General features: G+C 73.3%; 12 protein-coding genes. 6 read left to right on the forward strand and 6 right to left on the reverse strand.

All coding sequences use genetic code 11. From position 1 onward, the window contains the following. Positions 1-253: 253 nt before the first annotated feature. From ACMATS_RS24280 to ACMATS_RS24300, 5 genes are all read right to left on the reverse strand, one after another. Positions 254-466, reverse strand: coding sequence for a heavy-metal-associated domain-containing protein (locus ACMATS_RS24280; protein WP_391151288.1), 213 nt, complete (start codon positions 464-466; stop codon positions 254-256). Positions 467-571: 105 nt separating this feature from the next. Continuing rightward, on the reverse strand, positions 572-778 hold the full coding sequence (locus ACMATS_RS24285; RefSeq protein WP_336413349.1) for a helix-turn-helix transcriptional regulator: 207 nt from the start codon (positions 776-778) through the stop codon (positions 572-574). Between the two features lie 186 nt (positions 779-964). Then, entirely contained in the window at positions 965-2,002 is a 1,038-nt protein-coding gene (locus tag ACMATS_RS24290; protein ID WP_414170782.1) for a Gfo/Idh/MocA family oxidoreductase, read from the reverse strand. A 2-nt stretch (positions 2,003-2,004) separates the two neighbouring features. Then, a complete protein-coding gene (locus ACMATS_RS24295; RefSeq protein WP_414169026.1) occupies positions 2,005-3,027 on the reverse strand; it encodes a Gfo/Idh/MocA family protein in 1,023 nt (340 codons plus the stop codon). A gap of 56 nt (positions 3,028-3,083) precedes the next feature. Further along, positions 3,084-4,013, reverse strand: a complete 930-nt coding sequence (locus ACMATS_RS24300) for a sugar phosphate isomerase/epimerase family protein (protein ID WP_391151292.1) — start codon at positions 4,011-4,013, stop codon at positions 3,084-3,086. 287 nt (positions 4,014-4,300) lie between these two features. On the opposite strand from ACMATS_RS24300, the gene iolC reads away from it, so the two are divergent. The 5 genes from iolC to ACMATS_RS24325 all read left to right on the forward strand — a co-directional run bounded on the left by iolC (position 4,301) and on the right by ACMATS_RS24325 (position 10,451). After that, the gene (gene iolC / locus ACMATS_RS24305; protein ID WP_391151506.1) at positions 4,301-5,230 is read left to right on the forward strand and encodes a 5-dehydro-2-deoxygluconokinase; all 930 of its coding nucleotides are present in this window, start codon (positions 4,301-4,303) and stop codon (positions 5,228-5,230) included. Further along, positions 5,227-6,111, forward strand: coding sequence for a deoxyribose-phosphate aldolase (locus ACMATS_RS24310; protein ID WP_414169027.1), 885 nt, complete (start codon positions 5,227-5,229; stop codon positions 6,109-6,111). Before iolC ends, ACMATS_RS24310 begins: the two co-directional genes overlap by 4 nt. A 70-nt stretch (positions 6,112-6,181) precedes the next feature. Continuing rightward, on the forward strand, positions 6,182-7,054 hold the full coding sequence (gene iolB, locus ACMATS_RS24315) for a 5-deoxy-glucuronate isomerase (protein WP_390781148.1): 873 nt from the start codon (positions 6,182-6,184) through the stop codon (positions 7,052-7,054). Beyond that, a complete protein-coding gene (gene iolD, locus ACMATS_RS24320; RefSeq protein ID WP_414169028.1) occupies positions 7,051-8,943 on the forward strand; it encodes a 3D-(3,5/4)-trihydroxycyclohexane-1,2-dione acylhydrolase (decyclizing) in 1,893 nt (630 codons plus the stop codon). Before iolB ends, iolD begins: the two co-directional genes overlap by 4 nt. A gap of 14 nt (positions 8,944-8,957) precedes the next feature. Then, entirely contained in the window at positions 8,958-10,451 is a 1,494-nt protein-coding gene (locus tag ACMATS_RS24325; RefSeq protein WP_414169029.1) for a CoA-acylating methylmalonate-semialdehyde dehydrogenase, read from the forward strand. Between the two features lie 39 nt (positions 10,452-10,490). Here the strand turns inward: ACMATS_RS24325 and ACMATS_RS24330 are convergent, their stop codons facing one another. Further along, positions 10,491-11,315, reverse strand: a complete 825-nt coding sequence (locus tag ACMATS_RS24330; RefSeq protein WP_414169030.1) for an SGNH/GDSL hydrolase family protein — start codon at positions 11,313-11,315, stop codon at positions 10,491-10,493. A 187-nt stretch (positions 11,316-11,502) separates the two neighbouring features. On the opposite strand from ACMATS_RS24330, the gene ACMATS_RS24335 reads away from it, so the two are divergent. After that, positions 11,503-13,599: an FUSC family protein gene (locus tag ACMATS_RS24335; protein WP_390781075.1), complete on the forward strand. Its 2,097-nt coding sequence runs from the start codon at positions 11,503-11,505 to the stop codon at positions 13,597-13,599. Positions 13,600-13,668 lie beyond the last annotated feature (69 nt).

A 13,668-nucleotide genomic window follows, 5' to 3' on the forward strand; every position in this document is an offset into this window, starting at 1 on the left:
CCGCTCAAAGCTCCCCGGGTACGTGCCCCGGCCACGCGTGGCCGGTACCGTCCCCCAAGACGATCCAGCACTGCCCGGTTAGACCAGCGACCCCCGGTAATGGTTACCTGTAAATCGATGTGATCTAGGTCTCTTGCCATAAGCGGACGTAAAAGGGCAAGGGGTTGATCGTGCAGATTTCGTGAAGGATCCGGCCTTAGCGGGGTCGGCTGCCGAACGGGGTGGGGCGGGGCCGGACGGGGTGCGTCCGGAATCAGACGCGGCCGACGAGCTCGTAGCCCGCCTCGTCGACGGCGGCGCGGATCGCCTCGTCGTCCAGCGGGGCGGCGGCGGTGACGGTGACCAGTCCGGTGGCCGCGGCGGCCTCGACCGCGGTGATGCCGTCGAGGGCCGAGATCTCGCTCTTGACCGCGGACTCGCAGTGGCCGCAGGTCATGCCGGTCACCTTGTAGGTGGTGGTGCTCATGGCGTTCTCCTCGTCGGTGCATCGGGTGTCTCGTACCGTCTCGCGGCGGACAACACCTTACCCCCTGGGGGTATTTCCTCCCAGGGGGTGTGGGGTGACGGACGATCAGGTCCGCAGACCGCGCCGGGGGCGGTTGCCGGGCCGGGAGGCCACCCAGGAGCGGATCGTGTCGGCGAACCAGTACGGTTTGCCGCCCTCGGTGAGGTCCGGGGCGGGCATCACCCCGTGTTTCCGGTACGAGCGCACGGTGTCGGTCTGCACGCCGATGTGCGCTGCGATCTCCTTGTAGGACCAGAGCCGACGGTCGGTCATCTCTCGCGCCTCTCCGCAGCGCCGCAGCCACGGAGGGGGTTCCGTCGGGGGACTGCGGCGCGGCCTTTTCGGTCCCCCAGAGCCTGGCCCTCGACGGCGACGCAGAGTGACCGTGCGCGTACGGCAGTTGCCCGGCTGTGACGCAGGGCGTGCGGGCGTGTGACGTCCGTTACGGAGGCGTGACCGTCAGCCGATGCCCGCGGCGGCAGCCGCCTCGGCCACCCGCACCGGCCGGTTCTCGCGCCGGGAGAGCTCGCAGGCCTCCGCCACCAGCAGCGCCCGCAGCCCCTCCGCGCCGGGACACGGGCTCGCGCCGCCCCCGGCCACCGCCCCGGCGAACGCGGCCAGCTCGGCGCGATAGGCACCCTCGAAGCGCTCCAGGAAGCCCGGCCAGGGCCGTGCCGGTGCCGCCGGACCGCCCGGCTCGGCGGAGGTCACGGGCGTCCGGCCGTCCAGCCCGACGGCCCACTGGTCGAGCTCCCCGGACAGTTCCATCCGCACGTCGTACCCCGCGCCGTTGCAGCGCGTCGCGGTCGCGGTGACGAGCGTGCCGTCGTCCAGAGTGAGCAGCGCGGCGGCGGTGTCCACGTCGCCGGCCTCGCGGAACATGGCCGCGCCCGCGTCCGAGCCCCGCGCGAACACCTCCACCACCTCGCGCCCCGTCAGCCAGCGCACGGCGTCGAAGTCGTGCACCATGCAGTCGCGCACGAGCCCGCCCGACAGCGGCAGGAACTCCGCGGGCGGGGGAGCGGCGTCGGAGGTGACGGCCCGGATGGTGTGCACCCGCCCGAGCCGGCCGCTGCGCAGCGCCTCGCGCGCCGCCCGGTACCCGGCGTCGAAGCGCCGCTGGAAGCCGATCTGCAGCAGCGTGCCCGCCGCCGACACCTCCCGCAGTGCGGCCGCCGTGCCCGCCACGTCCAGGGCGACGGGCTTCTCGCAGAAGGCCGGCAGGCCGGCCCGTGCGGCCCGGGTGATCAGGCCGGCGTGCGAGGCGGTCGCGGTGGCGATGACGACGGCGTCGACGCCGGAGGCGAACACGTCGTCGACGGCGGGGACGGGGCGCACCCGCGCGCCGCCCAGCCGCGCGGCCAGTCCCGTGGCCAGCTCCGCGGCCCGTCCCGCGTCCGCGTCCCCGACCAGCAGCTCGTCCACCTCGTCCAGCGCGGCCAGCACCGCCGCGTGGAACGAGCCGATCCGCCCCGCGCCCAGCAGTCCGACCCGCAGGCTCACCGGTACAGCTCCGGCCGCTCGGCCAGCAGCACGGGCGTGCGCCCGCCCGTGTCCTGGGCCCGCACGCCCGCCGCGCAGACGGCGGCGGCCGCGTACCCGTCCCAGGCGCTCGGGCCCGTGGTCTCCCCGCGCCGGGTGGCGTCCACCCAGGCCTGCACCTCGCGGTCGTACGCGTCCCGGAAGCGCTCGACGAAGTCCTGCGCGATCGCCCCGCCCCAGCGCCCGGCCGCGTCCACCGACAGCCCGTGCGCCTCGCCGATCCGTGCCGTGCCGCGTTCGCCGACCGCCTCGCAGCGCACCTGGTAGCCGAAGCCGCAGTTGACGAAGATCTCGACGTCGACGACGGCACCGCCCGCGGTCTCGAAGAGGACCAGCTGGGGATCGCTCAGCCCGGCCGGCGCCGCCGCGGTGGGCGCTGGCCGCAGCACCTGCACCGCGGTGATCTCCTGGCCCAGCAGCCAGCGGGTGACGTCGATCTCGTGGACGACCGAGTCGTTGATCATCATCGGGCCCGTGAAACCCGGCGGCGTCGCGACGTTGCGATGGGTGCAGTGCAGCATCAGCGTCCGCCCGATCCCGCCCCCGTCCAGCAGCTCCTTGAGCTGCCGGTACTCGGCGTCGTACCGCCGCATGAACCCCACCTGCACCAGCCGCCTGCCCAGCCGCGCCTCCGCCTCCACCACGCGCAGGGCGGACTCCGCGTCCGGGGTGAGCGGCTTCTCGCACAGGACGGGCAGGCCGCGCGCGAACGCCTCCAGCAGCGCCGCCTCGTGGGCCGGCCCGGGCGAGGCGATCAGCACGGCGTCCACCTCGGAGGAGGCCATCGCGGCCGCGGGATCGGTGTGGGCGGTGCAGCCCTCGATGCGGTCGGCGACCGCCTTGGCGCGGTCGCCGTCGATGTCCACGACGGCGGCCACCCGCGCCCCGCTGATGACCTCGTCGATGCGCCGGACGTGGTCCGATCCCATCCGGCCGGTGCCGATCACGGCGACGCCGAGCGGTGCGTGCTGATACGTCATGACTTTTCCTCGTACGTCGTTGTACGTCGGTGGAACGAGATCGTGCCGATCGTGCGTCACGCGCCGCACGAGCGCAGGAAGGCGCGCGTGCGGCGGGCGATGGGCAGCGGCTGCTCGGGCGGACACGGGTACATGTCCTGCTCGACGATGGCGAAGAGGTCGACCCCCAGCCCCTGCGCGGCGGCCAGGACGGGCTCCAGCTCCGGTACGCCGCGCGGCGGTTCGCACATCACGCCCTGCCGTACCGCGGGCCCGAAGGGCGTGCCGTCCCGGACGACGCCCGCGAGGACGTCGGGGTCCACCTGCTTGAGGTGCAGGTAGCCGATGCGTTCGCCGTAGGTCTCGATGAGCTTGACGCTGTCGCCGCCGCAGTAGGCGTAGTGCCCGGTGTCCAGGCAGAGGTTGACGAGGCCGGGGTCTGTGGCGTCCAGGAAGCGGGCGACGTGCGCCTCGGTGTCGATGTGGGTGTCGGCGTGCGGATGGACGGCGATGCCGAGCCCGAAGGCCTCGCGGACCTCGCGGGCGAGGCGTTCCGTGCCGGAGGCGAGGTGACGCCACTGCTCGGGCGTCAGCTCGGGCTCCTCGATCAGCTCGGCGGTCTTGTCGTCGCGCCAGAAGGAGGGGATGACGACGAGGTGTTCCGCGCCCATGGCCCGGGTCAGCGCAGCGACCCGGGCGACCTGCTCCCAGGTCTCCTCCCAGACGGCGGGGCCCCGGTGCAGGGCGGTGAAGACCGTGCCGGCCGAGACGTTCAGGCCGCGCCGGGCGACCTCCTCGCGCAGCCGTCCGGGGTCGGTCGGCAGGTAGCCGTAGGGGCCGAGCTCGATCCACTCGTACCCGGCTTCGGCCACTTCGTCCAGGAAGCGCCGCCAGGGGGTCTGGACCGGGTCGTCGGCGAACCAGACCCCCCAGGAGTCCGGCGCCGACCCGACACGGATCCGGTCGAGCGCGGGCGTGGCGGGCGAGGGGGAGTGGGCAGCGGACATCCGGCGGCGCTCCTCTCGGGGGTTGCCCGTAGCCTCCTCGCAGGGTGCACGGGTGTCAAGAGTTCGTCCGGACATAAGGACGTCACGTCAAGGATGCCTGATGACGTCTATATGTAAGGACAAATGCTTGACGCGGTGCGGAGCGGGGCGCAACGATGACCTCCATGAGTGCGCAGCCGCACGGGCCGGACGGCCCGAACGATCCGTTCCCGTACGCGCCTTGCGGGCCCGGCGAGGCCGATGCCGATGAGGCCGATGAGGCCGGCGGGCCCCACGAGCTGATCACCATGGGCAGGCTCGGCGTGGACCTCTACCCGCTCCGGACGGGCGTGCCGCTGGCGCAGGTCGAGACGTTCGGGAGGTTCCTCGGCGGATCGGCGGCCAACGTCGCGGTCGCCGCGGCCCGGCTGGGCCGCCGCACGGCCCTGATCAGCCGCACCGGTGACGACCCCTTCGGGCAGTATCTCCACGAGACCCTGCGGGACTTCGGCGTCGACGACCGCTGGGTGACCCCCGTCGCCGCGTACCCGACCCCGCTCACCTTCTGCGAGATCTTCCCGCCGGACGACTTCCCGCTCTACTTCTACCGCCGCCCCAAGGCCCCCGACCTGGAGATCCGCACCCCCGAGCTGGACTTGGACGCGATCCGCGCCGCGCGGATCTTCTGGGTGACGGGAACGGGCCTGAGCGAGGAGCCCAGCCGCAGCGCGACGCTCGCCGCACTGGAGGCCCGCGGCCGGTCCGGGACCACGGTCTTCGACCTCGACTGGCGCCCGATGTTCTGGCAGGAACCGGCAGCGGCCCGCAAGCAGTACGCACGCGCCCTCGCGCACGCGACGGTCGCCGTCGGCAACGCCGAGGAGTGCGAGGTCGCCACGGGTGAACGCGAACCGCACGCCGCGGCACGGGCGTTGCTCGCGGCCGGGATCGAGCTCGCCGTCGTCAAACAGGGCCCGAAGGGCGTCCTCGCCGTGCACCGGGACGGCACGACGGCGGAGGTGCCGCCGGTGCGGGTCGACGTCGTCAACGGCCTGGGCGCGGGCGACGCGTTCGGCGGCGCCCTCTGTCATGGGCTGCTCGCCGGCTGGGACCTGGAACGCACGGTGCGCTACGCCAACGCGGCCGGTGCGCTGGTCGCTTCGCGGCTCGCCTGCTCGTCTGCCATGCCGGTCCCCGAGGAGATCGCGGAACTGCTCGCGGCCGGAGGTGCGGCATGAGCGCCGCTGTACGGATCCCGGACCTGGTGGCGGTACGGAGCCGTCACCCCGAGGCGATCGCGGAGGCCGCGGCGCGCCGGGTGCGCCGCCCGCTGATCGGCGACAGCGGCCGGCTGATGATCATCGCGGCCGACCACACGGCACGCGGCGCACTGGATGTCGGAGGCCGCGCCCTCGCCATGGCCAACCGGGCCGAACTGCTGGAGCGGCTGTGCCTCGCCCTGTCCCGCCCCGGCGTCGACGGGGTGCTGGCCACGTCCGACATCCTCGACGACCTGCTGCTGCTCGGCGCACTGGAGAACAAGGTCGTCATGGGCTCGATGAACCGCGGCGGACTGCTGGGCGCCTCCTTCGAGATGGACGACCGCTTCACGGGGCCACGGGCGGAGGACCTGCGCCAACGCGGATTCGACGCGGGCAAGTTGCTCCTGCGCATCGACTACGACGACCCTGGTTCGCTGGCCACGATGGAGTCGGCGGCGCGGGCGATCGACGAGATGGCGGAGCGGCGGCTGCCGGTCTTCGTCGAACCGTTCCTCTCCCGGAGGACCGGCGGGAAGGTCCGCAACGACCTGGGGGCGGAGGCGGTCACGAAGTCGCTCACCATCGCGTCCGGGCTCGGGGCGACGTCGGCGTACACATGGCTCAAGGTGCCGGTGACGGACGACGTCGCCGACATGGCCCGGGTGATGGAGGCGACGACGCTGCCGGCGGTCCTGCTGGGCGGCGACGTCGGCGACGACCAGGACGCGGCGTACGAACGCTGGCGCACGGCGTTGCAACTGCCAACGGTACGGGGGCTGGTGGTGGGGAGGGCCCTGCTGTACCCCGCGGACGGGGACGTGGCGGGGGCGGTGGACACGGCGGTGGGGCTGCTGTGAGCCCCTCTCCTCCCGCCGCAACGGCGAGCAACCACGAACACCACGACCAAGGAGTCCGGCGGTGCCCAGCATGACGAGCCACACCCTTCCCCACTGCGCCCTCCGCATCCTCACCCTCCCCGCAGGTGACAGCCACACCTTCGCCACCGCCGACCACGAATGGATCGTCCTCCCCCTCAGCGGCAGCTGCACCGTCACCACCGCCGAAGGCGAAACCTTCGAACTCCGAGGCCGCGCCTCCGTCTTCACGGCCGTCACCGACTTCGCCTACGTCCCCCGCGACACCACGGTCACCGTCACCTCCCCGGCCGGAGGCCGTTTCGCCGCAGCCGGCGCCCGCTGCGAGAACCGCCTCCCCGCCCGCCACGGCGCGGCCGACACCGTCCCCATCGAGCTCCGCGGCAGCGGAACCTGCTCCCGCCAGGTCAACAACTTCGCCGCCGCGAACGCCTTCCCCTGCGACCGGCTCATCGCTGTCGAAGTCCTCACCCCCGGCGGCAACTGGTCTTCCTACCCGCCCCACAAACACGACGAGTACCACCCGGGCGAGGAGTCCCGACTGGAGGAGATCTACTACTTCGAGATCGCCGACGGGCCCACCGGCACCCCGGGCCTCGGCTACCAGCGGGTCACGCCCTCCCGCCCCGGCGGAACCGAGGTCCTCGCCGAAGTCCGCACCGGCGACGCCGTCCTGATCCCCGACGGCTGGCACGGCCCGTCCATCGCGGCCCCCGGCCACGACATGTACTACCTCAACGTCATGGCAGGCCCCCGCGCCGAACGCGAGTGGCTGATCCGCGACCACCCCGACCACACCTGGATCCGCTCGACCTGGCCGGACCAGGAGACGGACCCCAGACTGCCCCTGTACTCCGCCCGCCCCGACCGCTCCACTCACTCCGCCCACTCCCCTCATTCCCCGGAAGGCCGAGGACGCGTATGACGACGAAGCCCCGCCGCCTCACCGTCGCCCAGGCGCTGGTGGAGTTCCTCGCCCACCAGTACACCGAGCGCGACGGCCGCCGTCGGCGCCTGATCACCGCCTGCTGGGGGATCTTCGGCCACGGCAACGTCGCCGGCATCGGCCAGGCCCTGCTGGAGACCGGCGACGCCCTGCCCTTCCACCAGGGCCGCAACGAACAGGCCATGGTGCACGCCGCCGTCGGCTACGCCCGCCAGTGCGACCGGCTCTCCGCGCACGCGGTCACCACCTCCATCGGCCCCGGCGCCACCAACCTCGTCACCGGCGCCGCCCTCGCCACCGTCAACCGCATCCCCGTGCTCCTCCTCCCCGGCGACACCTTCGCCACCCGCCCCGCCGACCCGGTGCTCCAGCAGCTCGAACACCCCGCCGCGGGCGACGTGTCGGTCAACGACTGCCTCCGCCCGGTCTCCCGCTATTTCGACCGCATCGTGCGCCCCGAGGCGCTGATCCCCGCCGCCCTCCAGGCCATGCGCGTCCTGGCCGACCCCGTCGAGACCGGCGCCGTCACCCTCGCGCTCCCGCAGGACGTGCAGGCCGAGGCGTACGACTGGCCGGAGGAGTTCTTCGCCGACCGCGTCTGGCACGTCCGCCGCCCCGCGCCCGATCCGGCCGAACTCGCCGCCGCCGCACGGGCGGTGCGGCAGGCCCGCCGTCCGCTGCTGATCGCGGGCGGCGGCGTGGTCCACAGCGAGGCCGAGGAAGCACTGCGCACCTTTGCCGACGCAACCGGCATCCCCGTCGCCTCCACCCAGGCCGGCAAGGGCGCCCTGCACCACGCCCACCCCGCGGACGTCGGCGGCATCGGCCACACCGGCACGGCCGTGGCCAACGCCCTGGCCCGCACCGCGGACGTCGTCATCGGCGTCGGCACCCGCTACAGCGACTTCACCACCGCCTCCGCAACTCTCTTCGCCGACCCGGACGTTCGCTTCGTCAACCTCAACATCACCGCGTTCGACGCCTACAAGCAGTCCGCCCTGCCCCTGGTCGCCGACGCACGCACCGGCCTCGAAGCCCTGACCGCGGCCCTGCCCGGCCACCGCGTCGCCGACGACTACGCCGGCGCGTACACCGCCGGCAAGGCCGAGTGGGAGGCGGCCGTCGACCACGCGTACTCCCGCCGCCCCGACGGCGACGGCACCCGCCCCACCCAGGCCCAGGTCATCGGCGCCCTGCAGGCCGTCACAGGCGACGACGACATCGTCGTCAACGCGGCCGGCTCCCTCCCCGGCGACCTGCACAAGCTGTGGCGCGCCCGCTCCCGGCGCCAGTACCACCTGGAGTACGGCTACTCCTGCATGGGCTACGAGATCCCCGCGGCGATCGGCGTGCGCCTGGCCGCGCCCGACCGGCCGGTGTGGGCGCTGGTCGGCGACGGCACGTACCTGATGATGCCGACCGAGCTGGTCACGGCCGTGCAGGAGGGGATCGCCATCAAGGTCGTCCTGCTGCAGAACCACGGCTACGCCTCCATCGGCGGCCTCTCGGAGGCCGTCGGGGGCGAGCGCTTCGGCACCGCCTACCGCTTCCGCGCGCCCGACGGCTCGTACACCGGCGACCCGCTCCCCGTCGACCTCGCGGCCAACGCCGCCTCGCTCGGGATGACGGTCCTGCGCGCCGGAACGGTCGCGGAACTGCGCGCCGCGCTGGCCGAGGCGCGTGCCGCGGACCGTCCCACATGTGTCTATGTGGAGACCGAAACAGCCGACACAGTGTCCGGCGCGCCCCCCGCACAGGCGTGGTGGGATGTGCCTGTCGCCGAGACCGCGACCCGCCCCGCGGCCGTCCGGGCCCGGGAGGAGTACGAGCGCAACGCCGCCGCCCGTCACCGCTACCTTGGAACGTGAGAGAGGCGCACGTCATGAAGACCGTCAACCACTGGATCGGTGGCAAGGCCGTCGAGGGCACCTCGGGCGCCTACGGGCCGGTCACGGACCCCGCGACCGGTGTGCAGACCACCCGGGTCGCCTTCGCCTCGGCCGCCGAGGTGGACGCCGCGGTCGCGGCCGCGAAGGCCGCGTTCGCGACGTGGGGCACCTCCTCGCTCGCCACCCGCACCTCCGTCCTGTTCGCCTACCGCGCGCTGCTGGACCGGAATCGCGATGAGATCGCCCGGCTGATCACCGCCGAGCACGGCAAGGTGCACTCCGACGCGCTCGGCGAGGTCGCCCGCGGCCTGGAGATCGTGGAACTGGCCTGCGGGATCACCACCCAGCTCAAGGGCGAGCTGTCCACCCAGGTCTCCAGCCGTGTGGACGTGGCCGCCATCCGCCAGCCGCTGGGCGTCGTCGCGGGCATCACGCCCTTCAACTTCCCGGCCATGGTGCCGCTGTGGATGTTCCCGCTCGCGATCGCCTGCGGCAACACCTTCGTCCTCAAGCCGAGCGAGAAGGACCCGTCGGCGGCCCTCCTGCTCGCCGAACTGGCCGCGGAGGCCGGGCTTCCGGACGGCGTCCTGAACGTCGTCAACGGGGACAGGACGGCCGTCGACCGGATCCTCGAACACCCGGACATCACCGCCGTCTCCTTCGTCGGCTCCACCCCCATCGCCCGCCACATCCACACCACCGCCTCCGCCAACGGCAAGCGCGTCCAGGCGCTGGGCGGCGCCAAGAACCACATGCTGGTGCTCCCCGACGCCGACCTCGACGCGGCCGCGGACGCCGCCGTCTCGGCGGCCTACGGCTCCGCGGGCGAGCGCTGCATGGCGATCTCGGCGGTCGTGGCCGTGGGCGACACCGGCGACAAGCTGGTCGCGAAGATCCGCGAGCGCGCCGAGAAGATCAAGATCGGTCCCGGCGACGACCCGGCCTCCGAGATGGGCCCGCTGATCACCAAGGCCCACCGCGACAAGGTCGCCTCGTACGTGCAGGGCGCCGCAGCCCAGGGCGCCGAGGTCGTCCTCGACGGCACGGGCTGCACGGTCGAGGGCTACGAGGACGGCCACTGGATCGGCCTGTCCCTGCTCGACAAGGTCCCCACCGACGCCGACGCCTACCGCGACGAGATCTTCGGCCCCGTGCTGTGCGTGCTGCGCGCCGAGACCTACGAGGAGGGCGTGGCCCTCATCAACGCCTCGCCCTGGGGCAACGGCACCGCCGTCTTCACCCGCGACGGCGGCGCGGCCCGCCGCTTCCAACTGGAGGTCCAGGCAGGCATGGTGGGCGTCAACGTCCCCATCCCGGTCCCGGTCGGTTACCACTCCTTCGGTGGCTGGAAGGACTCCCTCTTCGGCGACCACCACATCTACGGCAACGACGGCGTGCACTTCTACACGCGCGGCAAGGTCGTGACGACGAGGTGGCCGGACCCGGAGGACGGGGGAGTGGACCTGGGGTTCCCCAGTCACCGGTAGTGCTCCGCGCGGGGTGCGCCGCTGGTCGGCGCGCCCCTCCTACCAGTCGAACCCCGCCTCGTACGTGACCTCCGCCAGCGTCCGCTGCCCCACCAGACTGGGGTGGAAGTAGTCCGCCGTGCTCACATCAGCCGCCGAGAAGCGGTGGTCGAAGACCGCATCCCCGTCATAGCGGCACCCCGCATCCTCCCCGCACACCTTCTCCAGCGCCGCGTTGTAGTCCACCACCCGCTCCCGCACCCGCTCCCTCCGCTCCGCGTCGCCCGCCGCGAGCGACGTCGGGTTGGCGAGCACCGCCTGGCACACCCCGCCGTCCTTCCACGCCTTGACCGCCGCCGGGTTGCCCTTCCCCAGTTCCCACACCCGGAGGGGATCCGGCACGCTCGCGACGAACACCGACGCGTCGGGAGCCCCGGACCGCAGGATCCGCAGCGCCGCCCGGATCCGGCTCGCGAACGAACCGACCGAGGTCATCCGCGCCTCGGACGCCGCGCAGGCGTCACCCCCGCCGATCATGATCGTGACGTAGTCGATCCCGCCCTCCGCGACGGCGGCCCGTGCCTGCTGTGCGAGGTCGGCGGACGTGGCCCCGGCCCGGGCCTCGTTGTAGGGGAGCACCTCGGGGTTGAGCTCCTTGATGCGCGCGTAGTGGCTGCCGACGGCCGGATTGGCGCCGGCGGACCACGAGTTCCGGGCGCACAGCGTGCCGCCGCCCACCGTGCACGAGTTGACGGCGCGGGTCAGCGAGTCGCCCAGCGCGGCCATCCGCGTCGGAATGGGCGGGGTGGCGTGGGCGGTACCGGCGGTGGCGGCCAGCAGCGCCGTCGCGGTGGCGGCGCACACGGCCGTTCGGCGGAATCTCATCGCGGATCTCCTCCTCTGCACGCGCAGGTGTGACGGTCACACCCGTCTGCCTCTGCCCGTGGGGGGAGCACCGTGGGGAGTCTGGAACGTCCGTGATCGCCGGTCAAGACCGTCAAATCGCCAAGAGCACGCCAAATCGGCGGGCCACTCTCCGCTTATCGTTCGCCAGGACACTACTCTCAGCCATATGACCTGGTCGAGCGCCCTGAAAGACACCGCCCGGGCCGGGCTGACGGTCGAGCGGACCACGCTCGAACCCCTCGTCGCCGTCCGCGGCGCCTGCGGTGTCGCGATCGTCATCGGCGTCCTGCTGGGCTTCGGCTCGCCCGCGCTCGCCGTCTCCTCCGCCTTCGGAGCCTTCGCCTCCGGTCTCGCCACGTTCCAGCGCAGCTGGCGGCCGCGCCCCATCCTGGCCCTCGCGGTCGCAGCAGGCCTCGGCGTCAGTACGTTCCTGGGCTACCTGGCCGCCTTCGACCACGTCGTGTTCGTCACGCTGCTGGCCGTCTGGACCCTGCTCGCCGGCATGGCCTGGGCCATCGGGCCCGTCTCCGGCCTCATCGCCACCCAGACGGTGGCGGTCATGCTCGTCACGGTCACCCTGCCCACCTCCGTCGCCGGTGCCGCGCAGCACGGCGCACTGATCGTCTTCGGCGGTCTGGTCCAGGCCGCGCTCATCGTCCTGTTCCCCATCCGCCCCTGGGGCCGGCAGCGCGACGCGCTCGCCGACGCGCTGGCCGCCGAGGCCGACTACGCCCGCAGGCTGCGGCACGACCCGGTGGCCCCCTTCGACCCCCAGCCCCTGATGGACGCCCGGCACGCCGCCGAGCTGACGCCCAGCCAGGCACGCAGCCGCCCGCGCCAGCTGGCCGGCCCGCGCGGCGTCGCCGAACGGCTGCGCCCCGTGCTCGCCGCCCTCGCCGACCCCGTCCTCGGCGCACCCCCCGAGGGTCCCGAACGCGACCGCGCCCGCGAACTGCTGGGCGCCGCCGCAAGCGTTCTCGACGCCGTCGCCCGGGCCATCCGCACCGGAAAACCGGTACGGCTCTCGCCGGAGACCATGGCCACGCTGGAGGTCCCGGCCGACGGGCCCAAGCTGAACGGCGCCGCCCGCCGGTCCGCACTCCGCCTGATGGCCCTCCTCGCGGACGTGGTCGAGGCCAGCGACGAGCCCGTGAAGCCCACCCGGCCCACCACCCCGGAGGAGCGCCGCCACCTGCTGCGCCCCACCGTCCCCCGGCTCGTCCCCGTCGCCCTGCGCGCCCTGAGGCGCGAGGCCCGCTGGTCGTCCGCCATCGGCCGGCACGCGGTCCGCGTCTCGGCGGTCGCCTGCGCCGGCTACGTCGTCGGCACCGCCCTCCCGCTCGGACACGGCTACTGGGCGCCGATGACCTCGGTGATGGTGATGCGCCCGGACTTCGCCCAGACCTACCAGCGCGGCATCGCCCGCTTCGCCGGAACCCTCGTCGGCGTCTTCATCGGCGGCGGGATCGCGGTCCTCACCCACCCCGGCCGGTACGTCTGCGCCGGGCTGTCGGTGCTGTGCGTGGGGCTGCTGTATCTGCTGATGCAGAGCGGCTACTTCGTGGTGTCGGCGTGCATCGGCGCGTACGTCGTCTTCCTGCTGGGCATCGTCGGCGAGGCGTGGTCGCAGACGGTCCAGGAGCGGCTGGCCCTGACCCTGCTGGGCGGGCTGCTGGCGATGGCCGCGTACGCGCTCTTCCCCGTCTGGGAGACGACGAAGCTGCGCGACCGCCTCGGCGACTGGCTGCGCACCACCGGCGACTACACGCTCGCCGTCCTCGCCCTCCACGCCCGCCCGGCCGACCGGCGGCCGCGCCGCGTGCGCGAGGCCCTGCTCGACTGCCGCGCCGCCCGCCTGGAATGGGACGAGGCCGCGGCCCGCGCCCAGAAGGAACCGGTCCGCCACCGCGGCATCTCCCGCAGCGCCGAGCGCGCGTCCGAGGCGGCCCTGATCACGATGGGCCGCGTGACCATGCTGATGGAGGCCCACCTCCCGGACCGCGACGCCGAACCCTCCCCGGCAGCGGAGAAGTTCGCCACGACCCTGCGCATCGCCCTGCCGACGGCGGTGGAGGCAGTACGGGTCCGGGAGACCCTGGACTGGTCGAAACCCCGCGCGGCACTGACCGAATGGCAGGAGAAGGAGGGCGACGAGGGGGTGGCGGTGCGCGCGTCGGAACTGCTGATGGACGCGCTGGAGGAACTGGGGGAGGCGCTGTCGCCGGGGATGAAGGGGAAGAACCGGGCGAAGCGGCGGGGGTAGTGCCGGGCAACTTCAGCCCGTCCGGCGTTTGAGGACGAGCGGCGAAGCCGCGATCAGGGGGGCGGGGGC

Origin of the sequence: Streptoverticillium reticulum, assembly GCF_047456005.1 — a bacterium.
In the GTDB taxonomy this organism is placed as follows: Bacteria; Actinomycetota; Actinomycetes; order Streptomycetales; family Streptomycetaceae; genus Streptomyces; species Streptomyces reticulum.

Excerpts from the sequence above, each read along its gene's own strand:
- ACMATS_RS24335 (WP_390781075.1), top strand. The coding sequence starts at position 11,503 with ATGACCTGGTCGAGCGCCCTGAAAGACACCGCCCGGGCCGGGCTGACG.
- ACMATS_RS24325 (WP_414169029.1), top strand. The coding sequence starts at position 8,958 with ATGAAGACCGTCAACCACTGGATCGGTGGCAAGGCCGTCGAGGGCACC.
- ACMATS_RS24330 (WP_414169030.1), bottom strand. The coding sequence starts at position 11,315 with ATGAGATTCCGCCGAACGGCCGTGTGCGCCGCCACCGCGACGGCGCTG.
- ACMATS_RS24310 (WP_414169027.1), top strand. The coding sequence starts at position 5,227 with ATGAGCGCCGCTGTACGGATCCCGGACCTGGTGGCGGTACGGAGCCGT.
- iolB (WP_390781148.1), top strand. The coding sequence starts at position 6,182 with ATGACGAGCCACACCCTTCCCCACTGCGCCCTCCGCATCCTCACCCTC.
- ACMATS_RS24285 (WP_336413349.1), bottom strand. The coding sequence starts at position 778 with ATGACCGACCGTCGGCTCTGGTCCTACAAGGAGATCGCAGCGCACATC.
- ACMATS_RS24295 (WP_414169026.1), bottom strand. The coding sequence starts at position 3,027 with ATGACGTATCAGCACGCACCGCTCGGCGTCGCCGTGATCGGCACCGGC.
- ACMATS_RS24300 (WP_391151292.1), bottom strand. The coding sequence starts at position 4,013 with ATGTCCGCTGCCCACTCCCCCTCGCCCGCCACGCCCGCGCTCGACCGG.
- ACMATS_RS24280 (WP_391151288.1), bottom strand. The coding sequence starts at position 466 with ATGAGCACCACCACCTACAAGGTGACCGGCATGACCTGCGGCCACTGC.
- iolD (WP_414169028.1), top strand. The coding sequence starts at position 7,051 with ATGACGACGAAGCCCCGCCGCCTCACCGTCGCCCAGGCGCTGGTGGAG.
- iolC (WP_391151506.1), top strand. The coding sequence starts at position 4,301 with ATGGGCAGGCTCGGCGTGGACCTCTACCCGCTCCGGACGGGCGTGCCG.